Here is a 21,716-nt window from a genome sequence, read left to right on the forward strand (position 1 = left end):
GAATCCCCGCATCATAAGTAGCGCGGAAATGTCCGGCGCCCAGGTTGCTGGCTTTGGGCCGAAAATAGCGGGTTTGCCGCCGGTTGGCGGCCTGTTGGAGACCCCCCCGTGCACCCCTACCTTTCGGCCGCCCTGGGCGGCATGTTGATCGGCCTGGCGAGCTGGCTGCTGCTGGCCGGGCTGGGCCGCGTCGCCGGCATCAGCGGCATCACCTGCTCGGCGCTGCACGAGCGCGGCTGGCACGCCTATTGGCGCTGGGCCTTCCTGCTGGGACTGATCGCGGGCGGCGCGCTGTTCGCGCAATGGCTGCCGGTCCCCGAGCCGCCGGCACGGGCGCCGCTGCCGATCGTGGGCGCCGGCCTGCTGGTGGGCTTTGGCAGCGTGCGCGGCTCGGGCTGCACCAGCGGACACGGCGTCTGCGGCCTGGGCCGGCGCTCGCTGCGCTCGCTGGTCGCGGTGCTGACCTTCATGGCCAGCGCCTTCGTCACCGTCTTCCTGACCGGAGGTCTGCAATGAGACCCGACAACTTCGCCATGCCCCCGCTGCCCCGGCGCGCTCCGGCGACCCGCCTGATCGGCGGCCTGCTGCTGGCATTGGCAGCCGGCCTGCTGTTCGCGCTCGGCCTCCTGCTGTCGGGCATGGCGCAGCCGGCCAAGGTGATCGGTTTCCTGAACCTGGCCGGCCTGGCGCGGGGCGAGTTTCCCGGCGCCTGGGACCCGAGTCTGGCCTTCGTGATGGGTGGCGCCGTCATGGTCACGCTGCTGGCGTTCTGGCTCACGCCGGCCAACCCAAGCCACCCGCAGCGCAAGCCCTGGTGCGGTGGCCAGTTCGTGCTGCCGCAGCAGGAGCGCATCGACGCCGCGCTGCTGCAGGGCGCGGTGATCTTCGGCGTCGGCTGGGGCCTGGCGGGCTACTGCCCGGGTCCGGCGCTGGCCACGCTGCTGATCGGCGGCCAGGACGTCTGGCTGTTCGTGCCGGCGATGCTGGCCGGCATGTGGCTGGCGCGCCGCACGATGCGCTGAATCCTTCAGGGCAAAGGCAGCGGCCAGACCACGCCGTTGTCGTTGAGCAGCGCGTCCAGCGGCAGGTCGTGCGGCTCGGGTTCGAGCTCGGGCAGGAAACCGTGGGTGTAGCCCAATCCCACGGTGAAGGGCCGCGGCGACAGCGCCGCCAGCGTGCGGTCGTAGAAGCCGCCGCCGTAGCCGAGCCGATAGCCGCCCAGCCCGTAGCCGACGCAGGGAACAAACAGCAGGGTGGGATGCACCAACTCGGTATCCTTGGGCTTGGGGATGCCGTAGGCGTCCTCCTCCATCTCGCAACCGGGGTACCAGCGGTGAAAGCTCAGTGTCTTGTCGACCTTGTTGATCACCGGCAAACCGATGCGGCGGCGCTGCGAGGCCCCCGCGGCGTCGGCCTCCATGCCGGCTTCCTGCCAGCGAAACAGCGCCGGCAGCGGATCGAATTCGCCCTTGATCGGCCAGTAGGCCCCGATCACGGTGTCCGGGCGGTCGACCAGCCAGACCCGCATGACCCGCTGCAGGGCCTCGTTGCGCGCCAGCCGGTCCTCCAGCTGCAGACGCTCGACCACCAGCCGCTTGCGCCAGGCGGCCTTCTGCGCGGCCTGACTCGAACGCACGACTCCGTCATTGTTGTCCATAATTGCCTTATGAAGAGAAATGTGACCCTGCAAAGAGGATTGTGGTCGATTTTGGCCACGCTTTCGCTGCCAGCCGCGCTGGCGCTGGCACCATCGGCTGTCGCGGCGCAATCCAGCGCCGAACGGACGCTACAGGACATGCGCGAGGCGTTCCGCAAGAACGACCAGCGGACCCTGCGCGACGGCCTGCCACGCCTGCAGGGCCATCTGCTGGAGCCGCTGGCGGCGTACTGGGAGCTGCGCGCGCGGCTCGACGGCGCGAGCAGCGACGAGATCCGCGCCTTCCTGCGCCGCTATGCCGGCAGCTACTACGAGGACCGACTGCGCAACGACTGGCTGCTGCAGCTGGGTCGGCGCGGTGACTGGAACAATTTCCGGGTCGAGCATGCGCAATACCGCATGAACGACGACCGCGAGGTCCAGTGCTACGCGCTGCTGGCCGATCACCTGGAGCGGCGCGCGCCGGTGGCCGAGACCGTGCGCCAGCTCTGGCTGGGACAGAAGGAGGCCGACCTGGGCTGCGCCAGCGCCGCGCGCGCACTGCTGCAGCAGGAAGAACTGGGCGTCGAGACCGCCTGGCAGCGCGCCCGCCTCGCGATGGAGAACGGCCGCCTGCGCGCCGCCACCCAGGCCGTGGCGATGCTGGACGACACCTGGGCTGCGACCGCCGAGGAAATCTACGTCAATCCGGATCGCTACCTGGACGAGAAGCTGACCGCGCTGCGCCCGCGCACCAAGGAGCTCGTGACACTGGCGCTGGTGCGGCTGGCGGCCAAGAATTTCGATGCAGCCGCCGAAGAGGCCGGCAAGCTGCGCTGGCGCACCCAGTTGACTGCCGAGGAGCGCAGCTGGGTCTGGGGCGCGATCGGCCGCCAGGCGGCACAGAAGCTGTCGCCGCGCGCGCGTGAGTACTTCGACCGCGCGCAGGACAAATACCTGCACGACGACATGCTGGCCTGGAAGACGCGCGCCGCGTTGCGCTCGGCCGACTGGAAGGCGGTGCAGGAGGCGATCACGCACATGAGCGAAGCGCAGCGGCGCGACCCGACCTGGACCTACTGGCAGGCGCGCGCGCTGCTCGCGCAGCAAGGCCCCAGCCAAGAAGCGCAGGCACGCGCGCTGCTGCAACGCATCGCGGGCAGCAGCGGCTTCTACGAGCAGCTCGCGCAGGAGGTGCTGGGTCAGGCGACCGTTGCGGCGCCGGCGCCGGCCCCGCTGAGCCCGGCCGAGAAGACCGCCGCGCGCCAGAACCCGGGCCTGCAGCGCGCGCTGTGGGCGATCGCCAACGGCCTGCGCAGCGAAGGCGTGCGCGAGTGGAACTACAGCACCAACCTGCACCAGCGCGGCGGCATGGGCGACCGCGAACTGCTCGCGGCGGCCGAGCTGGCCTGCCAGCAGCAGGTCTGGGACCGCTGCATCAACACCAGCGAGCGTACCAAGGCCGAGATCGACTACTCGCAGCGCTTCCCGACCCCGCACCGCGAACAGGTGATCAAGCGTGCGCGCGAGGTCGGGCTCGACCCGGCCTATGTCTACGGCCTGATCCGGCAGGAAAGCCGCTTCATCACCGACGCCCGCTCGGGCGTGGGCGCATCCGGACTGATGCAGGTCATGCCAGCGACCGCGCAGTGGACCGCCAAGCGCATCGGCCTGAGCGACTTCAAGCCGCACCAGATCACCGACCGCGACACCAACATCGCGATCGGCACCGCCTACCTGAAGTTCGCGCTCGACGACTTCGAGGGCTCGATGCCGATGGCCGCCGCCGCCTACAACGCCGGCCCGGGTCGGCCGCGCGTCTGGCGCAACGGTCCGGTGCTGGAGGCACCGGTCTGGATCGAGAACATCCCCTTCTCCGAGACGCGCGACTACGTCAAGAAGGTGATCTCGAACACCAACAATTACGCCGCGCTGCTGAGCGGAGAGCCACAGCGCATCGGCAGCCGACTGGCAGCGATCGGGCCGCGCCTGGGCAGCCAGGCAGCCGGCGCCGACCTGCCCTGAACCGAACAAGAGGGAGAAGAAGATGAAGAATATCCTGCTACTGGGTGGCACCGGTTTCGTTGGCAGCCATGTCTGCGAGCATCTGACCCGCGCCGGCATGCGCGTGACGGTGCCGACGCGACGCCTGATCAAGGCCAGGGACGTGCAGACCCTGCCCGGCGTGACCGCGATCGAGGCCAATGTGCATGACGAAGCCGCGCTGGCGCGGTTGCTGCCAGACCACGACGCGGTCGTCAACCTGATCGGCGTGCTGCATGGCAACGAGCAGCGCTTCCAGCATGCGCATGTGGAGCTGCCGCGCAAGCTCGCGCGGGCGATGAACGCCGCCGGCCTGCGTCGGCTGGTGCATGTGAGCGCGCTCGGCGCCAGCGCCACAGGCCCGTCGAACTACCAGCGCAGCAAGGCGGCTGGCGAAACGGCGCTGCGCGAGGCCGGGCTCGACCTGACCTTGCTGCGCCCGAGCGTGATCTTCGGCGCCGGCGACAGCTTCCTGACGCTGTTTGCCCGCTTGCAGGCCATGGTGCCCGTGATGCTGCTGCCCGGTGCTGAGGCAAGGCTGCAACCGGTCTGGGTCGGCGATGTCGCCGAGGCCATCACCCGCTGCCTGCGGGACCCGGCCACCGTGGGCCAGACCTATGAGCTGGCCGGGCTGCGCGCCTATACGCTGCGCGAACTGGTCCGGATCGCGGGCCGCCTGTCCGGCCATCCGCGCCCGGTGATCGGCATGCCACGCGCCTTCGGCTACCTGCAGGCCTTGGCGCTGCAATGCCTGCCGGGCGAGCCGCTCATGAGCACCGACAATTTCGCCTCGCTCAAGGTCGACAACGTCGCCAGCGGCAAGCTGCCCGGCCTGGCCGCGCTCGGCATCGCCGCCGCCGCGCTGGAGCCCACCGTGGCCACCTACCTCGACCAGCAGGGTCGGGCCGACCCGCTGCTGGCCATGCGCAGCCGCTACACCCGGGGCTGAGCCCCGGCCGGACCTGTTTTTCAGAAAGTTTTTCCCCATGCCCGCAAGCAAGACCGCCGCCCAGGCCAGCCCCTCCCCAGCGACCGGCGCCGCCGTGGAGCGCAGCGAGCACCAGCGCGACATCATCAACCGGCTGCGCCGCATCGAGGGCCAGGTGCGCGCCCTGGCCGAGATGGTCGACCGCGGCCGGCCCTGCGAGGACATCGCGCAACAGATGTCGGCCGCGCGCAAGGCAATGGACAAGGCCTTCTACCGCATGATGGCCTGCTCGATGCTGGAAGCCGTGACCCAGGGCGACTCGATCGAGGGCGTCGAGCGCTCGACCCGCATCCTGGAAAAATACGCATGAAGCCGGCCACCGGGCAGATCTACCTGGTGGGCGGCGCGGTGCGCGATGGCCTGCTCGGTCATTTCCACGAAGTGCACCGGCTGCCCGACGGCAGCCCGCACGCCGACCGCGACTGGGTGGTCGTCGGCAGCACGCCGGCGGCCATGACGGCACAGGGTTTCCTGCCGGTCGGGCGCGACTTTCCGGTCTTCCTGCATCCGCGCACACGCGAGGAATACGCGCTGGCGCGCACCGAACGCAAGACCGCGCGCGGCTACCATGGCTTCGCCTTCCACGCCGATGCCGACGTGAGCCTGGAGGAAGACCTGGCGCGGCGCGACCTGACCGTCAACGCGATCGCGCTGTCAGCCGACGCGCTGGACGCGGACGGCCGCTTCGACCCCAACGACCCGCGCCTGGTCGATCCCTACGACGGCCGGCGCGACCTGCGGCACAAGGTGCTGCGTCATGTCACCGACGCCTTCCACGAGGACCCGGTGCGCATCCTGCGCATGGCGCGCTTCGCGGCGCGCTGGCCCGACTTCCAGGTCGCGCCCGAGACGCTGGCGCTGATGCGCTCCATGGTCGAGCACGGCGAGGTCGACCACCTGGTGCCCGAGCGGGTCTGGCAGGAACTCTCGCGCGGCCTGATGGAGCAGAAGCCCTCGCGCATGCTGGAACTGCTGCGCGACTGCGGTGCCTTGAAAGTCCTGCTGCCCGAGGTCGACCGCCTGTGGGGCGTACCGCAGCGTGCCGACTACCACCCCGAAGTCGACACCGGCGTCCACCTGGGCATGGTGCTCGACATGGCGGCCCGGTTGCAGGCGCCGCTGACGGTGCGCTTCGCCTGCCTGTGCCACGACCTCGGCAAGGGCAACACGCCGGCCGACGTGCTGCCGCGCCACATCGGCCACGAGATGCGCAGCGTCAAGCTGCTGCTGAAACTGTGCGAGCGCTGGCGCGTGCCGCGCGACTGCAAGGAACTGGCCGAGGTGGTCGCACGCGAGCATGGCCATGTCCACCGCTGCGCCGACCTGTCGGAGAACGCGACCCTGCGCCTGCTGGAACGCTGCGACGCGATCCGCCGGCCCGATCGCTTCGTCGAATTCCTGCAGGCCTGCGAGTGCGACGCGCGCGGTCGGCTCAACTTCGAGGAAGCGCCCTACCCCCAGGCAACGCGGCTGCAGACCTCGCTCGATGCGGCGCTGGCGGTGGCGACTGCACCGATCGCGGCCCGCGTCACGGAGGAAGTCCGGCTGCACAGTGGCGACCCGCGCCGACTCGGCCCGGCGATCGCTCAGGCGATCGAGCGCGCGCGCGGCGAGGCGATCGGCCAAGTGCTGAACCCGGCGCAGCGCGAAGCCGAGATCAGCGACTGAAGCGGGCTGTACGCCGCCAGGCCTGAGCCCCGGTCAGCGCGGCTGGGCCAGCGCCGCGCGCGCCCAGCGCACGATATCGGCCTGCCCCATCGCGCCGGGCTGACGCGCGATCTCGCGCCCGCGCCAGAACAGCGCCAGCGTCGGGATGCTGCGGATCTGGAAGCGGGCCGCCAGCGCCTGCTCGGCCTCGGTATCGACCTTGGCCAGGCGCAACTGGGGTTCGAGCTGCGTCGCCGCGGCCTCGAAAGCCGGCGCCATCGAGCGGCAGGGACCGCACCAAGGCGCCCAGAAATCGACCAGCAAGGGCAGGTCGCTGCGACTCAGGTGGCGCTCGAAGCTGGCCGCATCGAGCGCCACCGGGTGCCCGGTAAACAGCGGCTGGTGGCAGTTGCCGCAATCCGGCGCACTGGACAGGTGTTGCGCGGCGACGCGGTTGGTGGTGTGGCAGTGCGGACAGACAAGGTGCAGGGTATCGGAGCTGGACATGGCGATGAATTCAGAACAGATGCTGCAACAGCGCGGCGATCCAGCTTAACAGCAGCGCGGTCGCGAGTGGCAACTCCCAGTCGCGGCCGAAGGCGCGAAAGTGCAGATCGCCCGGCAGCCGCCCGAGCCCGATCTTGCGCAGCCAGGCCGTCAAGCCCTGCACCAGCACCAGGGCCAGCAGCACGACGATCAGCCAGCGCAGCATCGCGATCAATCCTTACAGCGTGTGCGTGCGGTCGCCAGCCGTGAAGCCCAGCGGCACCCAGCCCTCGGCGCTGGCCGCCGGCGCGAAGGCCAGCACCTTGAACAGCTCGCCCATCTCGTGCTCGTTGACCAGCTTGGCCAGGTTGGCGCGCTCCGCCACCGGCAGCTCGCCAGCCAGTTCGATCAGGCCGGCATTGATCAAGAAGCGGCCCTGGCTGGTGTAGCCCAGCACCGGCAGGCCGGCGTCCTGCGCCGCCAGCGCGATGCCGGTGAAGTTGACATGGGCCGTGATGTCCTTGCGCCCGACCTCGACCAGCGGGTCATGGTCGACCTGGTGGCTGCGGTGGCAGACCAGCGTGCCCATGTGACGCTGCGGGTGGTAGTACTCGGACTCGGGGAAGCCGTAGTCGATGAAGAAGGCCGCGCCACGGGTCCAGCGCTCGGCCAGCGTGCGCACGAAGGCCTCGGCCTGCGGATGGATCTCGGTCAGGTAGTCGTGCGGACCCTCGATCTCGAACGGCGGGCGCAGCGCGGTGGGGCGGTCCTCCCAGGCGAAGGCGCCGTCGCGCAGCGCGACACCGCGCTCGAACCAGGTACCGCCGCGCCGCTGCAGCAGCTGCACCGGCATCGCATCGAGCACCTCGTTGCCGACGATCACGCCCTCGAGCTGCTGCGGCAGCCGGTCGACCCACCGAACCCGGTCGCCGAAGGCCGCCAGCGCTTGCTGCTGACGCGCGCGCAGCGTGCCCGACAGATCGACGATGCGGTAGCGCACCTCGCCGTGGCCCATGGCGTCGAGCTGGGTCAGGATCTGCCGCGCCAGCGCGCCGCTGCCGGCGCCGAACTCCCAGACTTCCGAGCAGCCGGTCGCTGCCAGCGCCTGCGCGACCTGGCATCCCAGCGTGCGGCCGAACCAGCGCGAGAGCTCGGGCGCGGTCACGAAGTCGCTGCCGCCGCCGGGCAGCGCGCCGAACTTGACGCTGTCATTGGCGTAATAGCCCAGGCCGGGCTGGTACAGCGCGAGCGCCATGAAGCGGTCGAAGGACAGCCAGCCGCCGGATTGCTCCAGCTCGCGGACAATATGGGCTTTCAGCTTTTCAGACAAGTCGCTCAACGTGGTTCTGCCATCTGGTTACGGGTGCGGCGCCATCATAAGCGCCCGCCAACGCATGAAGACCATCCCATGACCCGCGCCGACCCGATCCCTCCGGTCCCGACCGTGCTCGTCACGGGCGGCGGCGTGCGCCTGGGCGCCGAGCTCTGCCGCGCCTTCGCGCGCGCCGGCTGGCGCGTGCTGTGCCAGTACCGCCGCTCGGCCGATGCGGCGCGGGCGCTGTGCCAGCAGCTGCGCGATCAGGGCCACGACGCGATCGCGATCGAGGGCGACCTGGCCAGCGAGACCGGCCGGCGCGCCTTGATGGCGCAGGCCGCCGCCGTCGCTGGCCCCGTGACCTGCCTGATCAACAACGCCTCGGCCTTCGAGCCCGACACCGGCGCCGGTTTCGACGCCGAACTGGCGCGCATGCAGCTAGAGGTCAACCTGATCGCGCCGTTGTCGCTGGCGCGCGAATTGGCCGCCAGCCTGCCCGCCGGGGCGGAGCTCGACGCCAGCGTGATCCACATCCTGGACCAGAAGGTGTTCAACCTGAATCCGGACTATTTCTCGTATACCGTGAGCAAGCTGGCGCTGGAGCGCGCGGTCGCGCTGCAGGCCCAGGCGCTGGCGCCGCGCGTGCGCGTCTGCGGCGTGGCACCCGGCCTGATGTACCCGAGCGGCCCGCAGACCCAGGACAATTTCGACCGCGCCAGCCGCGTCAACCTGCTGCGCCGCGCCACCGACCCGGCCGACGTGGCGCGGACCTGCCTGTTCCTGGCGCGGACGCAATCGATCACCGGCAGCACGCTGTGCGTCGACAGCGGCCAGCATCTGGTGCCGCTGGCGCGTGACGTGATGTTCGCGGTCGAGGACAATCCCCAGCCATGAATGCCCCCGACCTGACCCTGCCGGTGCAGCTGTCCCTGCTGGACGAGTTGCGCCTGAGCTGTCGCAAGCTCTTCCTGCGCCGCCACGAGGTGCAGGCCCATATCGGCGCGCATGACTTCGAGAAGGGCGTGACCCAGCGGCTCTGGATCGACGTCGAGCTCTGGGTGCCGTTCGAGCGCTCCACCCCCTCGCTCGACTCGCTGCACGAGGTGGTCGACTACGACTTCGTGCGCGCCGAGGTCGCGCTGCGCCTGCGGCAAGGCCATGTCGAGCTGCAGGAAACCCTGTGCGACGACCTCGCGCGGCGCCTGCTGGCCCACCCCGGCGTGCGCGCCGTGCGCCTGTCGACCTGCAAACCCGACGTCTACCCCGACTGCGAGGCGGTCGGCGTGGAGGTTTTCCACGTCAAACCCGCCTCCGCCCTGCCATGAATCCTACCCAAGCCCCGAAAGCCGGCCAGCAGATCCTGACCCTGACCGGCCTGCGCTTCGTCGCCAACCTCGGCATCCTGGAGCACGAGAAGATCAGCCCGCAACCGATCCAGGTCGATGCCGAGCTGAATCAGGGCGAGCAGCCGCTGCTGCCGCACAACGACGACATCGACCATGTGCTGGACTACCGCAAGGTGCGCCAGATCATCATCGACGAGTGCACCGCCGAGCATGTCAACCTGCTCGAAACGCTGATCGGCAAGCTGGTTCACCGCCTGCTGCAACTGCCGGGCGTGATCGGCGTGCGCATCAAGATCGCCAAGCTGGAGATCTTCGACGACTGCGAAGTCGCGATCCGCATGGAAAGCGGCCAGTGGTGAGCCCATCCGCCGCCGTCAGCGCCCAACCCTATACAAGTATTGAAATGAACGACACCGCCAACTGGAGCGAAGCCGCCGAGACGGCCACCGACTCCGCCCCTGTCACGGCCGCCGACGCCGCCGAGGCCCAGAAGCAGCACAAGATCGAGCGCGAGGACCGCAAGCTCGAAAAGCGCCTGTGCCGCGAGGTCGGCCGCGCGATCGCCGACTACCACATGATCGAGGAAGGCGACCGCGTGATGGTCTGCCTCTCGGGCGGCAAGGACAGCTACGGCCTGCTCGACATCCTGCTCAAGCTGCAAAAGCGCGCCCCGGTCAACTTCGAGCTGATCGCGGTCAACCTGGACCAGAAGCAGCCGGGCTTTCCCGACCATATCCTGCCCGAGTACCTGAAGCAGCTCGGCGTCAAGTTCCACATCGAGACCCAGGACACCTACTCGATCGTCAAGAAGGTGATCCCCGAGGGCAAGACCATGTGCAGCCTGTGCAGCCGGCTGCGCCGCGGCATCCTGTACCGGGTGGCCAAGGAGCTCGGCTGCAGCAAGATCGCGCTGGGCCACCACCGCGACGACATCCTGCAGACCTTCTTCCTCAACATGTTCTTCGGCGCCAAGCTCAAGGGCATGCCGGCCAAGCTGGTCAGCGACAACGGCGAGTTCATGGTGATCCGCCCGCTGGCCTATGTGCCCGAGAAGGACCTGATCCGCTGGGCCCAGGTGCGCGAGTTCCCGATCATCCCCTGCACGCTGTGCGGCAGCCAGGAGAACCTGCAGCGCCAGCAGATCGGCAACATGCTGCGCGAGTGGGAGAAGAAGTTCCCGGGCCGCATCGAGAGCATGCTCGGCGCGCTGCAGAACGTGGTGCCGAGCCACCTGATGGACCGCCAGCTGCATCCGTTCGAAACCTTGCGCACCACCGGCGTCGCCGACGAGAATGGCGACATGGTGTTCGACGAGGAAGAGCTGCCGCTGCCGCCTTCGCTGCCGGCCGAGCAGATCATCAGCCTGACCCCGGCGCGCTGATTGGCGCCCTGCCGGTGGCGGGGCCGCACCGGCCACCGGACACCCCACCCCATGCAGGAGCCCATCATGTCCCCCTCCCCAGTCTTCACCCGATCCGGCGCCAGCGGGTCGATGGCGCGCCACTTGACCGGCCTGGGCCTGCTGGCCGGCGCGCTGCTGCTGGGCGGCTGCGCCGGCGTGATCCGGCTCGAGAACGACGTGCGCAGCTATGCCGACTGGACGGCCTCGGCCACCGGCGCGCTCATGCGGCCTGCGCCCGGCGACTTCTACCGCATCGAGCGGCGCCCCTCGCAGCGCCAGGATCCAGCCGCGCAGCAGGAGGCGATCGAGGCCATCGCGCGCGATGCGCTGCAGCGGGTCGGACTGCGCGCGGCGCCCGAGCCGCTGCCAGCTGGCCTGCCTGCGCCGCGCTGGACAGTCGAACTCGGCGCGCGCTCGATCCGGCTGCCGCAGGCCCCCTGGGACGAACCGGGCCGGGCGGCCTTCGGCATGAGTCTGGGCATCGGCCATGTGGGCCACCACGGCTCGATCGGCATCGGGATGCCGCTGTTCCCCCATGTGGTGCCGCCCTACTACCAGCGCGAGGTCTCGATCGTGCTGCGCGATGCCCGCAGCGCGCGCGTGGTCTACGAGACCCAGGCCGCGCACGATGGCCCCTGGGCCGACAGCCCGACGCTGTGGGCCGCGCTGTACGACGCCGCGCTGCAAGGCTTCCCGCAGCCGCCGGCCGGGCCGCGCCGGGTCGTGATCGAAGTGCCGCGCTGAACAAGGAAAACAGATGGAATTCACCCGTATCGTGGCGCTGCGCCACGGCGAAACAACCTGGAACCAGGACAAGCGCCTGCAGGGCCAGCTCGACATCCCGCTCAACGAGCGCGGCCACTGGCAGGCCGCGCGCGCGGCCGAGGCGCTGCGCGACGAGCCTGTCGCCGCGGTCTATTCGAGCGACCTGGCGCGCGCGCACCAGACCGCCAGCGCGATCGCCGCCTTGAAAGGGCTGGCCGTGCGGCCCCATGTCGGCCTGCGCGAGCGCCATTTCGGCGACTTCCAGGGCAGAACCTGGACCGAGCTGGAGGTCGAGGAGCCCGAAGCCGCACTGGCCTGGCGCACCCGCGTGCCCGAGTTCGCGCCGGGCGGCGGCGAGACGCTGCTGCAGCTGCGCGCGCGCATCGCGGCCGCGCTCGATGAAATCGCCGCACACCATGCGGGCGAACAGATCGTGGTGGTCGCGCATGGCGGCGTGCTCGACATGGTCTACCGGCTGGCGACCCGGCTCGAACTGCGGGCGCCACGCACCTGGGCGGTCGAGAACGCCGCGATCCACCGCCTGCTCTGGACCCCCGAGGGCCTGGGCCTGGTCGGCTGGGCCGACCGCTCGCACCTCGACGACGGGACGCTGGACGAATCCGCGAGCTGAAGGCGGCACAGGTAGCAGCTCGATAATTTGGATGACATCCAAATCAATCAAAATGTTTGAACCTGCAAGGCAAACCCATTCATTACTGACAAAACCCCATCGGTCTTCATGAAACTCAGTCAAAAATTTGCCGCCACGATCGCCGCGGCCTCGCTGTTCGTGGCCTGTGGCGGCTTGTTGGGCACCTACAAGCTCAACCAGGCGCTGGATGACTATGCGTCACGGATGAGCATAGCCAGCCGCCAGAAGGACATGGCGGGCGGCATGCTCGTGACCTTCAAGTCCCAGGTGCAAGAGTGGAAAAACACCCTGTTGCGCGGCAAGGACCCGGCGGCACTCGAACAGCACTGGAAGGCCTTCGAGAACCAGGAACAGGAGATCCAGGCCCTGGGCAATCAGCTGCTGGCGGAACTGGCCGATGGCGAGGTGCGGCGCGAGGTGCAGCAATTCCTCGCCGCGCACCAGACCATGGGGCAGAACTATCGCCAGGGGCTGGAGCGCTTCAAGGCCTCGGACCGGGACCCCCAGGCTGGGGATACCGCCGTCGCGGGGCTGGATCGCGCGCCGACGGCACTGATCAAGCAAGCGATCGACAGCCTCAACCGGCAGGCCCAGGCGGAAACCGAGCAGGCCGAGCAGCAGGGCCAGCAGGCGACCTGGATCAGCCTGGCGCTGACGGCGGTGTTCTCGGTGCTGGCGGTACTGGGCGGTCTGCCGCTGGCACGCCGGGTCACCCGCCAGCTTGGCGGCGAGCCCGAGCAGGCGCACGCGGTGATCCAGGCGATCGCCCAGGGCGATCTCACGGTGCCGGTCCCGGTCGACAGCGGGGATGACTCCAGCCTGATGGCCGCCATGAGGACCATGCGCGACAGCCTGAGCCGCACGGTCCGGCAGGTGCGGCAGTCGAGCGACCATATCGCCACCAGCGCGGGACAGATCGCCAGCGGCAACGCCGACCTGAGCCAGCGCACCGAGACGCAGGCTTCCAGCCTGGAGCAGACGGCCGCGTCGATGGAGCAGCTGACCTCGGCGGTGCGCCAGAACTCCGACACCGCGCGCCAGGCCAATCAGCTCGCTTCCAGCGCCAGCGCGGCCGCCACCAAGGGCGGGGAAGTGGTCGACCAGGTGATCGCGACGATGGAGGAAATCACCACCAGCTCGCGCAGGATTGCCGACATCATCGGCCTGATCGACGGCATTGCCTTCCAGACCAACATCCTGGCGCTGAATGCCGCCGTCGAGGCCGCGCGTGCCGGCGAACAGGGCCGCGGCTTTGCCGTGGTCGCCAGCGAGGTGCGCAGCCTGGCGCAGCGTTCGGCCGAGGCAGCCAAGGAAATCAAGACCCTGATCGGTGCCAGCGTCGAGCGCGTGGAAGCCGGCTCGGCCCTGGTCGATGACGCGGGCAACCGGATGGATGACATCGTGGTGCAGGTCAAGCAGGTGACCGACCTGATCGGCGAGATCACGGCCTCCAGCGCCGAGCAGAGCAATGGCATCAGCCAGGTGGGCGATGCGGTGACCCAGCTCGACCAGATGACGCAGCAGAATGCCGCGCTGGTCGAAGAGTCCGCCGCGGCAGCCGAGAGCCTGCGCCAGCAGGCCACCGAGCTGACCACGATGGTGAGCATGTTCAAGATCGACCAGCACGAGGCGCGGCAGGCAAGCGGCACGCTAGGGAGCGGTCCGAGCAGCCCAGGCAGCCGCGCGGCGGCGCCACATCCGACCAGCCAGCCGTTCGACAAGCCGCCCGCCAAGCCAGCGCTCCAGCGCCCGGCCCCCGACCAGCTGGCGACCAGCCGGAGCGAGCCACGGCCGGCCAGCCCCCCCAAGATCGCGGCGGCCTCGACCGATGACGACTGGGAAGAGTTCTAAGCGCGCTCAGTCATCGCCGAACAGCGCCGGATCGACCCTGGGCGGCTCCAGCCCCAGATGGCGGAACGCCGCCTGGGTCGCGATGCGCCCGCGCGTGGTGCGCTGCAGATAGCCCTGCTGGATCAGGTAGGGCTCGATCACGTCCTCGATCGTGCCCGCCTCCTCGCCGATGCTGGCGGCGATGTTGTCGAGCCCGACCGGGCCGCCGTCGAACTTGTGGATCAGGGCTTCGAGCAGCTTGCGGTCCATCAGGTCGAAGCCGATCGGATCGACGTCGAGCATGGTCAGCGCGCGATTCGCCATGTCGAGCGTGATGCGGCCATCGCCCTTGACCTCGGCGTAGTCGCGCACCCGGCGCAGCAGCCGGTTGGCGATGCGCGGCGTGCCGCGCGAGCGGCGCGCGACCTCGAACGCCGCCGCCTCGTCCATCGGCGTCTGCAGCAGACCGGCGCTGCGCTTGACGATCAGCGCCAGCTCGCTGGCGTTGTAGAACTCCAGCCGCCCGACGATGCCGAAGCGGTCGCGCAGCGGATTGGTCAGCATGCCCGCGCGCGTGGTCGCCCCGACCAGCGTGAAGGGCTGCAGGTCGAGCTTGATGCTGCGCGCCGCCGGCCCTTCGCCGATCATGATGTCGATCTGGTAGTCCTCCATCGCCGGGTACAAAATCTCCTCGACAACCGGCGAGAGTCGATGGATCTCGTCGATGAACAGCACATCGTTGGGTTCGAGGTTGGTCAGCAGCGCCGCCAGGTCCTTGGGCTTTTCCAGCACCGGGCCGCTGGTCTGGCGCAGGTTGACGCCGAGTTCGTACGCGATGATGTGGCTCAGCGTCGTCTTGCCGAGTCCGGGCGGGCCGAACAGCAGCACATGGTCGAGCGCCTCCTGGCGCTTCCTGGCCGCGCCGATGAAGATCTCGAGCTGCTCGCGCACCTTGGCCTGGCCCACGTATTCCCGCAGGCCCTTGGGCCGCAGCGCGCGCTCCAGCGCCTCCTCGCGGCTGGATTCGGGCGCGGCCGAGACCATGCGCGGCTGGCGCGGCGCGGGGGCGAAGTCGTCGGTTTCTATGGCCATCGCTGCTTGTCCCGCTTGAAAATCACTTCGCCAACGCCCTGAGCGCGAGCTTGATGCCCTCGCTCACGCCGACCTCGGCCGGCAGCGCCTTGAGCGCGGCGGCGGCCTCCTTGTCGCTGTAGCCCAGCGCGATCAGCGCCTGCTGGATGTCGCCATGGGCCTCGCCCAGCGCTGCGCCGCCGCCCGCCAGCGGGCCGAGGTCGGCGCCGAGCTTGCCCTTGAGTTCGAGCAGCAGGCGTTCGGCGGTTTTCTTGCCGATGCCGGGCACCTTGACCAGGCGGCCGGCCTCCTGCGCGGTCACCGCCTGCGCCAGCTCGGCCACGCTCATGCCCGACAGCAGGCTCAGCGCCATGCGCGGACCGACGCCACTGACCTTGATCAATTGCCGGAAGGCATCACGTTCGGTGGGGGTCGCGAAGCCGTACAGCAGCTGCGCGTCCTCGCGCACCACGAAGTGCGTCAGCAGCGCGACTTTCTGGCCCAGCTCGGGCAGGCCGTAGAAGGTGCTCATCGGCACATCGACCTCGTAGCCCACGCCGCCGCAGTCGACCAGGACCTGGGGCGGGGATTTTTCCAGCAGGGTGCCGGTGAGTTTGCCTATCATTGACGGTTTCCTTTAGATGGAATTATCGGTTTGATTCTGCGACACCACTTCTCCCCGCCCGACAACGCCCGCATGGCCCATCTGTGCGGCCCGATGGACCGGCATATTAGAACGATCGAGGCCGCGCTGCAGGTCAAGGTCGCGCACCGCTTCGAGCAGTTCCGCATCGAGGGTCCCAAGGCCAAGGCCGAACAGGCGATGGAGGTGATCCAGGCCCTGTACGAGCTCGCCCGCCAGCCCATCCCGGAGGAAAAGGTCCAGCTCATGCTCGCCGGCGACAGCGCCCTGCCCGAGGACAGCGTCGAGCATGTGGCGATGCAGACCCGGCGCGGCGAGGTGCGCGGGCGCACCGCCAACCAGCAACGCTACCTCGACCAGATGGCCTGCCACGACATCACCTTCGGCATCGGTCCGGCCGGCACCGGCAAGACCTACCTCGCGGTGGCCTGCGCGGTCGACGCGCTCGAGCGCAGCGCGGTGCAGCGCATCGTGCTGACCCGGCCGGCGGTCGAGGCCGGCGAGCGGCTGGGCTTCCTGCCCGGCGACCTGACGCAGAAGGTCGACCCCTATCTGCGGCCGCTGTACGACGCGCTCTACGACCTGATGGGCTTCGACAAGGTGCAAAAGGCCTTCGAGCGCCAGCAGATCGAGATCGCGCCGCTGGCCTTCATGCGCGGGCGCACGCTCAACCACGCCTTCGTCATCCTCGACGAGGCGCAGAACACCACGCCCGAGCAGATGAAGATGTTCCTGACCCGCATCGGCTTCGGCAGCAAGGCCGTCATCACCGGCGACGTCAGCCAGGTCGACCTGCCGCGCACCCAGCTCAGCGGCCTGATCGACGCCGAGCGGGTCCTCAAGCGCGTCAAGGGCATCGCCTTCAACCGCCTGACCAGCGCCGACGTGGTGCGCCATCCGCTGGTGGCGCGCATCGTCGACGCCTATGACACGGGTGGCGCGCACGAGGTCGAGGAGGCGATGCCGACGACGCGCGGCACGGCGCGCAAGACCGTGCGGCACAGCGCGGACTGAGAACAAGACAGCAACTAGCGTCAACAGTGAGCCAAGTCACCATCAACATCCACTGGTACGGCCCTTTCAGCAAGGAAGACATCCCACGGCTCGACGAGGGGAATGGTCTTTACATGCTGACGGGCAAGCGGCGCTACCAGAAATCCGACTCCGAGATCCAGTATTTCGGCATCACGGAGACATCGTACCGGGCGCGGTTCAGGAATCATCCCGCGCTGGCAAAGATCAATCGGGATCTCAACATATGGCTGGGCGAAATCGCCTATCCGGCCGATCACGGCCGCGACCATCTGGAGACAGCCGAAAGCATCCTGATCTACTTCTGGCAGCCGGAGCTGAACATCAGGAAGAAGTTCAGCTGCCCCACCTTGCCAACCACGCTCGTCTCGCACTGGTACGCGGCGGACAGGCGCCCCAGGCTACGGCAGCAGCGCATCTACAAGCAGCTGCCCGACGTGATCTGCTGGGATGGCGCCTATTGGCGCACGGGAAACCTCTCCGTATGCGAGGAACTGGATCACGGCTAGTCGTGCGCCAGGCGCGATTGGGAATCGACTTCCGGCATCGACCTCGTAGCCGGCCATGCTTGCATCGCCGGTGCCGGGTTCGCCGCCTCAGCGCAGCACCAGCTCGCCCTGGATCACCGCGCCCAGGGCGGCCTTGAGCTGCTTGTAGTGCAACGTGGCATTGACCACGGCGTGGCTGCCCAGACTCAGCTCATCACATTCGGCACGACCGTCGAAGCGGCCCAGAATGCTCAGGGAACGGCATTTGATGTCGCCATTGACCTGGCCATTCTGGCCTATGGTCAGGCTCACGCTTTCCAGCTGTCCGACCACCTCGCCCTCGACATACATCACATCGGAAGACTGTACCTTGCCATCGATGCGACAACCTTCGCTGATGATGGTCGGCTTGTGCGGGGTCTCGATCAGGCCGCCACGCCGACCCTGCTCCGGGCCTGAGACGTCATCGGAGGAAAGCTTGTTATTTTTGAACTTGCGGAACATTGGGCCTCGCCAGCATGGCAACCAAAGGATTGATCTTCTGGCCATTGACGGAGATTTCGTAGTGAAGGTGGACGCCGGTCGAAAGCCCGGTATTCCCTACGATTCCGATGGACTGGCCCTTGCGCACTGTCTCGCCGCTGCCGACGAGATTTTTCGATAGATGGGCATACAGCGTCCTGATGCCCTTGGCGTGTGCGATCTCGACGGTGTTGCCGTAACCGTTGCGGTAGGAGGCGTCAAGCACCACACCGTCCGCGGCCGCGCTGACCTGGCGGACGCTGCCCGGTATCAGGTCCAGGCCTTCGTGCATGTCCACCATGTGCGTGACCGGATGCACCCGCATGCCGAAGGACGACGACATCTCGGCCTGCTCCATGGGCGTGGCGGAGGGCAGCAGCTCATAGACACCCTTGAGCTGCTCGTTGATCTTGACCTGCTTGCCGAGCCGGGAGGCGATATCGGCATCGATTTCCGCGAGCAGTCGGAGGTTGGGGACACCGCCGCTCGGGGCCTTGGGCTCGGGCAGCTCCTTCTTGAGCGCCTCCAGCTGAGCCGGTTTCAATCCGCTCACGCGCAGCACGAGTTGCAGGTTCTGGTTGGCGTTCTCGAGATCATGGGCGGCATAGCGCAACAGCTTCAACAGCTCCTTCTCGCGGTCGAGAATGGCATTGCTCATGCGATCGATCTCGTCATCCTCCAGCGCGGCGATCTTGTCGATATCGATGGACGTGGCGACCGACAGCAACTGCCAGACGCGCTGCTTCGAGCTTTCGTCACGGGAGATGGCCTGTTTCAGCGTCTCGTTGTCCCAGGCCAGGAAGCGGTTGTAGCCCGCCAGCGCGGACAGCAGCAGCAAGGTGCTCGTCAGTGCCAGCAAGACGCCGCGCATGAACAGGCGTTGCAGCCGGCCGGGCACCACGAAGGAGCGCAACTGGCCAGACTGCTCGACGATCAGACGAAAATCGTCGAAGTCACAGGTCCAGAAATAGCGCTTCAGATGGGCCGGGATAGCGGTCAGGTAGCGCAGTGGCTTGCGGAGACTGGGCATGTCAACCCCGGCTACTGGGGATTGGGCAATAGCGTCACCTCGGTCAGCTCCAGCGCCGCCGGTTCGCTGGTGCTGTGGATCTTGCCGACGAGTTGGCCGCCGAGCTCGACTTCGAGCTGCTGGAACTGGACGGTACCCGTGACCTTGCCGGTCGAGCAGATGACGAGCTTGCCCCGACAGGTCAGGCTGGGCTTGACCTCGCCATACACCACGGCGGCGCCAGCGACCACCTCGCCATTGATGCGTCCCGAAGGCCCCACATGCAACTGCGCGGCGGACAGCGTCCCCTGCAGGGTGCCGTCGAGCGTGACCGTGCCAGGACAGACGATGGCGCCGGAAATCTCGACCCCCTCGCCAATGATCAGATTGCCCTGTGTATTTTCAAGCTTCATCAGGCTGGTCCTCGCCCCTCGCGGTAGCGCGAGAGATGTTCGTTCCCTGAGTGCCAGACTTTCAAACAGCTTGCCGCGACCTCAGAAATGGATACGGTTAAAAATTAGATCCTATCATTACAAGGGAATATCTGAAAGCCTTGACAAATAATATGCGACTATTATCATTCAATTGATAGTCAATCCAAGAACAGCCTACCAGGCAAATATCTGATCGGTCATTCGAGACCAGCCATGCCCGTGGGCGGCAGCACGCCCACACGAACCCAGGACACCGCAGATGCCATTGCCTTCCCTCACCCTTTCCCTGCAATTCGCCCGCTTCGACGGCGTGGCCGAACACCGCGCCGCGCTGCCGCGCCAGAAAGTCATGCGCTGGTTGCGCCACGCGCTGGCCGATGACGGCGAAATCACCGTGCGCATCGTCGATGCCGAGGAAGGCCAGAGCCTGAACCGCGACTATCGGCAAAAGGACTACGCGACCAACGTGCTGACCTTCGACTACGCGCAGGAACCCGTGGTGCAGGCCGACCTGGTGCTGTGCGCGCCGGTGGTAGCGCGCGAGGCCGCCGAGCAGGGCAAGACGCTGCAGCAGCATTACGCGCATCTGCTGGTGCACGGCGCGCTGCACGCCCAGGGCTGGGACCACGAGACCAGCGAACAGGATGCCGAGGAGATGGAGGCTTACGAGATCGAGATCCTGGCCGGCCTCGGCTTCCCGAATCCCTACGCCGACTGAGGCGCGGTCATGAGCAGCCAGCGCGACCGTCTCAAGGTGCTGACCGCGGGCATCTTCAGCCTGCTGCTGACGCTGGGCGTGGCGCGCTTCGCGTACACGCCGCTGCTGCCACTGATGCAGCAGCAGGCCGGGCTCGGTGTCGCCGAGGCCGGCTGGCTGGCGGCGATCAACTACGCCGGCTACCTGAGCGGTGCGCTGCTTGCGATGCTGGTCGGCGACCTAGTGTTCAAGGACCGCCTGTATCGCATCGGGCTGGTCGTGGCCGTCGCGAGCACGGCGATGATGGGGCTCAGCAGCGACTTCACCCTCTGGGCTATCTCGCGCTACCTCGCGGGACTGAGCAGCGCGGCCGGCATGCTGCTGGGCGCCGGGCTGGTGCTGAACTGGCTGATCCGCCACGGCCACCGCAGCGAGCTCGGCATCCTCTACAGCGGCATCGGGCTCGGCGTGGTGCTGTGCTCGGTCGCGGTGGCCTGGATGGACAGCGGACTGGACTGGCACGAACAGTGGCTGGCGCTGACGGCGCTCGGCGGCCTGCTCGCGGTTCCCGCGCTGGCCTGGCTGCCGGTGCCACCGCGCACTGTGGCGAACGCGGGTGCGCAGACCTGGCATGACAGCCCACCGACTCCCGCCTTCCTGCGCCTGTTCATGGCCGCGTATTTCTGCGCCGGAATCGGCTACGTGGTCAGCACGACCTTCATCGTCGCGATCGTCGAGCGGCTGCCGGGCCTCGCGGGACAGGGCAAATGGGCCTTCCTCGCGATCGGGATTGCCGCCGCGCCCGCGAGCATCGTCTGGGACTTCGTCGCGCGCCGCGTCGGCGACCTCGACGCACTGATCACGGCCGCGCTGCTACAGATCGCGGGCATCCTGCTGCCGCTGGCCGGCGGCGGGCTGACGACGACGCTGGCCGGCGCGCTGCTGTTCGGCGGCACCTTCGTCGGCATCGTGAGCCTGGTGCTGACGATGGCCGGGCGCTACTACCCCGGCCGCCCCGCCAAGATGATGGGCAAGATGTCGCTCGCCTACGGTAGCGCGCAGATCGTCGGCCCGGCCGTGACCGGCTGGCTCGCCACCCGCTTCGGCAGTTATGAGGCCGGGCTCTACCTGGCGGCGGGCATCATGCTGCTGGGCTCTGCCCTGTTGCTGCTGCTCAAGCGGCTGACGCTTACAGCAACCGCACCTTCACGCTGCGCCCCTTGATGCGCCCCGCCGCCAGCTTGGCCTCGACCTGCTTGGCGATGGCGCGATCGACCGCGACATAGGTCGAGAACTCGTTGATGTTGATCTTGCCGATCTGCTCGCGGGTGTAGCCCAGCTCGCCGGTCAGCGCGCCGAGCACGTCGCCGGCGCGGATCTTCTCCTTGCGCCCACCCAGGATCTGCAGCGTCGCCATCGGCGGGCGCAGCGGGCCGCCCGGGGCCTGGGTCAGGCCGTCGAGCGGCTGCCAGACCACCTCGCGGCCCTGCAGCTGCTCGATCTTGCCGACCGAGCCCATCTCGTCGAGGCTGGCCAGCGTCAGCGCCAGGCCCTCGGCCTCGCCACGGCCGGTGCGGCCGATGCGGTGCACATGGATCTCGGCGTCGGGCGTGCAGTCGACGTTGATCACCGCGTCGAGCTGGGCGATGTCGAGCCCGCGCGCCGCCACATCGGTCGCCACCAGCACCGAGCAGCTGCGGTTGGCGAACT

General features: G+C 68.3%; 27 protein-coding genes. 17 read left to right on the forward strand and 10 right to left on the reverse strand.

The window, feature by feature from the left end; genetic code table 11:
* Positions 1 to 108: 108 nt before the first annotated feature.
* The gene (locus PHR85_RS08810) at positions 109 to 516 is read left to right on the forward strand and encodes a YeeE/YedE thiosulfate transporter family protein (protein ID WP_300053159.1); all 408 of its coding nucleotides are present in this window, start codon (positions 109 to 111) and stop codon (positions 514 to 516) included.
* A complete protein-coding gene (locus PHR85_RS08815) occupies positions 513 to 1,022 on the forward strand; it encodes a DUF6691 family protein (RefSeq protein ID WP_300053162.1) in 510 nt (169 codons plus the stop codon). Before PHR85_RS08810 ends, PHR85_RS08815 begins: the two co-directional genes overlap by 4 nt.
* A gap of 5 nt (positions 1,023 to 1,027) precedes the next feature.
* Here PHR85_RS08815 and PHR85_RS08820 read toward each other — a convergent pair whose 3' ends face one another.
* Positions 1,028 to 1,657 (reverse strand): 5-formyltetrahydrofolate cyclo-ligase, encoded by a 630-nt coding sequence (locus PHR85_RS08820; RefSeq protein WP_300053164.1) that lies wholly within the window; start codon positions 1,655 to 1,657, stop codon positions 1,028 to 1,030.
* Between the two features lie 9 nt (positions 1,658 to 1,666).
* On the opposite strand from PHR85_RS08820, the gene PHR85_RS08825 reads away from it, so the two are divergent.
* The 4 genes from PHR85_RS08825 to PHR85_RS08840 are packed head-to-tail and all read left to right on the forward strand — an operon-like array spanning position 1,667 to position 6,335.
* Complete coding sequence (locus PHR85_RS08825; protein WP_300053166.1) at positions 1,667 to 3,661, forward strand: lytic transglycosylase domain-containing protein; 1,995 nt, start codon at positions 1,667 to 1,669, stop codon at positions 3,659 to 3,661.
* A gap of 22 nt (positions 3,662 to 3,683) precedes the next feature.
* Positions 3,684 to 4,628: a complex I NDUFA9 subunit family protein gene (locus tag PHR85_RS08830; RefSeq protein WP_300053168.1), complete on the forward strand. Its 945-nt coding sequence runs from the start codon at positions 3,684 to 3,686 to the stop codon at positions 4,626 to 4,628.
* 37 nt (positions 4,629 to 4,665) lie between these two features.
* Positions 4,666 to 4,977: a metal-sensitive transcriptional regulator gene (locus PHR85_RS08835; protein WP_300053170.1), complete on the forward strand. Its 312-nt coding sequence runs from the start codon at positions 4,666 to 4,668 to the stop codon at positions 4,975 to 4,977.
* Positions 4,974 to 6,335 carry a multifunctional CCA addition/repair protein gene (locus PHR85_RS08840; protein WP_300053173.1) on the forward strand — a complete coding sequence of 454 codons (1,362 nt, stop codon included), beginning with the start codon at positions 4,974 to 4,976 and terminating at the stop codon, positions 6,333 to 6,335. The genes PHR85_RS08835 and PHR85_RS08840 overlap by 4 nt, the downstream gene beginning before the upstream one ends.
* 33 nt (positions 6,336 to 6,368) lie before the next feature.
* On the opposite strand, the gene trxC is transcribed toward PHR85_RS08840, so the two are convergent.
* Genes trxC through PHR85_RS08855 form a run of 3 tightly spaced genes read right to left on the reverse strand, consistent with a single transcriptional unit; the run spans position 6,369 to position 8,055 of the window.
* Positions 6,369 to 6,821 carry a thioredoxin TrxC gene (trxC, locus tag PHR85_RS08845; RefSeq protein ID WP_300053175.1) on the reverse strand — a complete coding sequence of 151 codons (453 nt, stop codon included), beginning with the start codon at positions 6,819 to 6,821 and terminating at the stop codon, positions 6,369 to 6,371.
* Positions 6,822 to 6,831: 10 nt separating this feature from the next.
* Positions 6,832 to 7,026, reverse strand: coding sequence for a DUF2905 domain-containing protein (locus PHR85_RS08850; protein WP_300053178.1), 195 nt, complete (start codon positions 7,024 to 7,026; stop codon positions 6,832 to 6,834).
* 12 nt (positions 7,027 to 7,038) lie between these two features.
* The gene (locus tag PHR85_RS08855; RefSeq protein WP_300053226.1) at positions 7,039 to 8,055 is read right to left on the reverse strand and encodes an SAM-dependent methyltransferase; all 1,017 of its coding nucleotides are present in this window, start codon (positions 8,053 to 8,055) and stop codon (positions 7,039 to 7,041) included.
* A gap of 153 nt (positions 8,056 to 8,208) precedes the next feature.
* Here PHR85_RS08855 and PHR85_RS08860 point away from each other — a divergent pair, with 153 nt between their 5' ends.
* The 7 genes from PHR85_RS08860 (at position 8,209) to PHR85_RS08890 (ending at position 14,131) form a co-directional block, all read left to right on the forward strand.
* The gene (locus PHR85_RS08860; RefSeq protein ID WP_300053180.1) at positions 8,209 to 9,009 is read left to right on the forward strand and encodes an SDR family oxidoreductase; all 801 of its coding nucleotides are present in this window, start codon (positions 8,209 to 8,211) and stop codon (positions 9,007 to 9,009) included.
* Positions 9,006 to 9,440, forward strand: a complete 435-nt coding sequence (locus tag PHR85_RS08865) for a dihydroneopterin aldolase (protein WP_300053183.1) — start codon at positions 9,006 to 9,008, stop codon at positions 9,438 to 9,440. The genes PHR85_RS08860 and PHR85_RS08865 overlap by 4 nt, the downstream gene beginning before the upstream one ends.
* Entirely contained in the window at positions 9,437 to 9,820 is a 384-nt protein-coding gene (locus PHR85_RS08870) for a dihydroneopterin aldolase (protein WP_300053185.1), read from the forward strand. The genes PHR85_RS08865 and PHR85_RS08870 overlap by 4 nt, the downstream gene beginning before the upstream one ends.
* 44 nt (positions 9,821 to 9,864) lie before the next feature.
* A complete protein-coding gene (gene ttcA, locus PHR85_RS08875; protein WP_300053187.1) occupies positions 9,865 to 10,842 on the forward strand; it encodes a tRNA 2-thiocytidine(32) synthetase TtcA in 978 nt (325 codons plus the stop codon).
* Positions 10,843 to 10,908: 66 nt separating this feature from the next.
* Positions 10,909 to 11,607, forward strand: coding sequence for a hypothetical protein (locus PHR85_RS08880; protein ID WP_300053189.1), 699 nt, complete (start codon positions 10,909 to 10,911; stop codon positions 11,605 to 11,607).
* Positions 11,608 to 11,620: 13 nt separating this feature from the next.
* Entirely contained in the window at positions 11,621 to 12,259 is a 639-nt protein-coding gene (locus PHR85_RS08885; protein WP_300053191.1) for a histidine phosphatase family protein, read from the forward strand.
* A 108-nt stretch (positions 12,260 to 12,367) separates the two neighbouring features.
* Positions 12,368 to 14,131: a methyl-accepting chemotaxis protein gene (locus tag PHR85_RS08890; protein ID WP_300053193.1), complete on the forward strand. Its 1,764-nt coding sequence runs from the start codon at positions 12,368 to 12,370 to the stop codon at positions 14,129 to 14,131.
* A 6-nt stretch (positions 14,132 to 14,137) separates the two neighbouring features.
* On the opposite strand, the gene ruvB is transcribed toward PHR85_RS08890, so the two are convergent.
* Positions 14,138 to 15,202 (reverse strand): Holliday junction branch migration DNA helicase RuvB, encoded by a 1,065-nt coding sequence (gene ruvB / locus PHR85_RS08895; protein WP_300053195.1) that lies wholly within the window; start codon positions 15,200 to 15,202, stop codon positions 14,138 to 14,140.
* Positions 15,203 to 15,224: 22 nt separating this feature from the next.
* The gene (ruvA, locus tag PHR85_RS08900) at positions 15,225 to 15,806 is read right to left on the reverse strand and encodes a Holliday junction branch migration protein RuvA (protein WP_300053198.1); all 582 of its coding nucleotides are present in this window, start codon (positions 15,804 to 15,806) and stop codon (positions 15,225 to 15,227) included.
* A 30-nt stretch (positions 15,807 to 15,836) separates the two neighbouring features.
* Between ruvA and PHR85_RS08905 the strand changes: the two genes are divergently transcribed.
* Together PHR85_RS08905 and PHR85_RS08910 are read left to right on the forward strand one after the other, a co-directional pair.
* Positions 15,837 to 16,838, forward strand: coding sequence for a PhoH family protein (locus tag PHR85_RS08905; RefSeq protein ID WP_300053201.1), 1,002 nt, complete (start codon positions 15,837 to 15,839; stop codon positions 16,836 to 16,838).
* Positions 16,839 to 16,864: 26 nt separating this feature from the next.
* Complete coding sequence (locus PHR85_RS08910; protein ID WP_300053204.1) at positions 16,865 to 17,365, forward strand: hypothetical protein; 501 nt, start codon at positions 16,865 to 16,867, stop codon at positions 17,363 to 17,365.
* An 87-nt stretch (positions 17,366 to 17,452) separates the two neighbouring features.
* On the opposite strand, the gene PHR85_RS08915 is transcribed toward PHR85_RS08910, so the two are convergent.
* From PHR85_RS08915 to PHR85_RS08925, 3 genes are read right to left on the reverse strand one after another with little or no spacing between them, the layout of a single operon-like run.
* Positions 17,453 to 17,848, reverse strand: a complete 396-nt coding sequence (locus PHR85_RS08915; RefSeq protein WP_300053207.1) for a polymer-forming cytoskeletal protein — start codon at positions 17,846 to 17,848, stop codon at positions 17,453 to 17,455.
* Positions 17,826 to 18,896 carry a M23 family metallopeptidase gene (locus PHR85_RS08920; protein WP_300053210.1) on the reverse strand — a complete coding sequence of 357 codons (1,071 nt, stop codon included), beginning with the start codon at positions 18,894 to 18,896 and terminating at the stop codon, positions 17,826 to 17,828. The genes PHR85_RS08915 and PHR85_RS08920 overlap by 23 nt, the downstream gene beginning before the upstream one ends.
* 11 nt (positions 18,897 to 18,907) lie before the next feature.
* On the reverse strand, positions 18,908 to 19,288 hold the full coding sequence (locus PHR85_RS08925) for a polymer-forming cytoskeletal protein (RefSeq protein WP_300053212.1): 381 nt from the start codon (positions 19,286 to 19,288) through the stop codon (positions 18,908 to 18,910).
* A 280-nt stretch (positions 19,289 to 19,568) separates the two neighbouring features.
* Between PHR85_RS08925 and ybeY the strand changes: the two genes are divergently transcribed.
* Positions 19,569 to 20,027 (forward strand): rRNA maturation RNase YbeY, encoded by a 459-nt coding sequence (gene ybeY, locus PHR85_RS08930; RefSeq protein WP_300053215.1) that lies wholly within the window; start codon positions 19,569 to 19,571, stop codon positions 20,025 to 20,027.
* 9 nt (positions 20,028 to 20,036) lie between these two features.
* Positions 20,037 to 21,230, forward strand: coding sequence for a YbfB/YjiJ family MFS transporter (locus PHR85_RS08935; protein WP_300053217.1), 1,194 nt, complete (start codon positions 20,037 to 20,039; stop codon positions 21,228 to 21,230).
* Here PHR85_RS08935 and PHR85_RS08940 read toward each other — a convergent pair.
* Positions 21,196 to 21,716, reverse strand: a 521-nt coding sequence (locus PHR85_RS08940) for a DbpA RNA binding domain-containing protein (protein WP_300053220.1), incomplete at its 5' end; no start/stop codon positions are given. The two genes, PHR85_RS08935 and PHR85_RS08940, sit on opposite strands and share 35 nt — an antisense overlap.

The sequence above is a fragment of the Malikia sp. genome, assembly GCF_028687635.1.
Taxonomy (GTDB): domain Bacteria; phylum Pseudomonadota; class Gammaproteobacteria; order Burkholderiales; family Burkholderiaceae_C; genus Malikia.

Bases quoted from the DNA above. Each gene is read 5' to 3' on its own strand.
- trxC (WP_300053175.1), bottom strand. From the start codon at position 6,821: ATGTCCAGCTCCGATACCCTGCACCTTGTCTGTCCGCACTGCCACACC.
- PHR85_RS08865 (WP_300053183.1), top strand. From the start codon at position 9,006: ATGAATGCCCCCGACCTGACCCTGCCGGTGCAGCTGTCCCTGCTGGAC.
- PHR85_RS08935 (WP_300053217.1), top strand. From the start codon at position 20,037: ATGAGCAGCCAGCGCGACCGTCTCAAGGTGCTGACCGCGGGCATCTTC.
- PHR85_RS08880 (WP_300053189.1), top strand. From the start codon at position 10,909: ATGTCCCCCTCCCCAGTCTTCACCCGATCCGGCGCCAGCGGGTCGATG.
- ttcA (WP_300053187.1), top strand. From the start codon at position 9,865: ATGAACGACACCGCCAACTGGAGCGAAGCCGCCGAGACGGCCACCGAC.
- PHR85_RS08885 (WP_300053191.1), top strand. From the start codon at position 11,621: ATGGAATTCACCCGTATCGTGGCGCTGCGCCACGGCGAAACAACCTGG.
- PHR85_RS08815 (WP_300053162.1), top strand. From the start codon at position 513: ATGAGACCCGACAACTTCGCCATGCCCCCGCTGCCCCGGCGCGCTCCG.
- PHR85_RS08830 (WP_300053168.1), top strand. From the start codon at position 3,684: ATGAAGAATATCCTGCTACTGGGTGGCACCGGTTTCGTTGGCAGCCAT.
- PHR85_RS08840 (WP_300053173.1), top strand. From the start codon at position 4,974: ATGAAGCCGGCCACCGGGCAGATCTACCTGGTGGGCGGCGCGGTGCGC.
- PHR85_RS08920 (WP_300053210.1), bottom strand. From the start codon at position 18,896: ATGCCCAGTCTCCGCAAGCCACTGCGCTACCTGACCGCTATCCCGGCC.
- ruvB (WP_300053195.1), bottom strand. From the start codon at position 15,202: ATGGCCATAGAAACCGACGACTTCGCCCCCGCGCCGCGCCAGCCGCGC.
- ybeY (WP_300053215.1), top strand. From the start codon at position 19,569: ATGCCATTGCCTTCCCTCACCCTTTCCCTGCAATTCGCCCGCTTCGAC.
- PHR85_RS08860 (WP_300053180.1), top strand. From the start codon at position 8,209: ATGACCCGCGCCGACCCGATCCCTCCGGTCCCGACCGTGCTCGTCACG.
- PHR85_RS08855 (WP_300053226.1), bottom strand. From the start codon at position 8,055: ATGGCGCTCGCGCTGTACCAGCCCGGCCTGGGCTATTACGCCAATGAC.
- PHR85_RS08825 (WP_300053166.1), top strand. From the start codon at position 1,667: ATGAAGAGAAATGTGACCCTGCAAAGAGGATTGTGGTCGATTTTGGCC.
- PHR85_RS08925 (WP_300053212.1), bottom strand. From the start codon at position 19,288: ATGAAGCTTGAAAATACACAGGGCAATCTGATCATTGGCGAGGGGGTC.
- PHR85_RS08890 (WP_300053193.1), top strand. From the start codon at position 12,368: ATGAAACTCAGTCAAAAATTTGCCGCCACGATCGCCGCGGCCTCGCTG.
- PHR85_RS08915 (WP_300053207.1), bottom strand. From the start codon at position 17,848: ATGTTCCGCAAGTTCAAAAATAACAAGCTTTCCTCCGATGACGTCTCA.
- PHR85_RS08870 (WP_300053185.1), top strand. From the start codon at position 9,437: ATGAATCCTACCCAAGCCCCGAAAGCCGGCCAGCAGATCCTGACCCTG.
- ruvA (WP_300053198.1), bottom strand. From the start codon at position 15,806: ATGATAGGCAAACTCACCGGCACCCTGCTGGAAAAATCCCCGCCCCAG.
- PHR85_RS08835 (WP_300053170.1), top strand. From the start codon at position 4,666: ATGCCCGCAAGCAAGACCGCCGCCCAGGCCAGCCCCTCCCCAGCGACC.
- PHR85_RS08850 (WP_300053178.1), bottom strand. From the start codon at position 7,026: ATGCTGCGCTGGCTGATCGTCGTGCTGCTGGCCCTGGTGCTGGTGCAG.
- PHR85_RS08820 (WP_300053164.1), bottom strand. From the start codon at position 1,657: ATGGACAACAATGACGGAGTCGTGCGTTCGAGTCAGGCCGCGCAGAAG.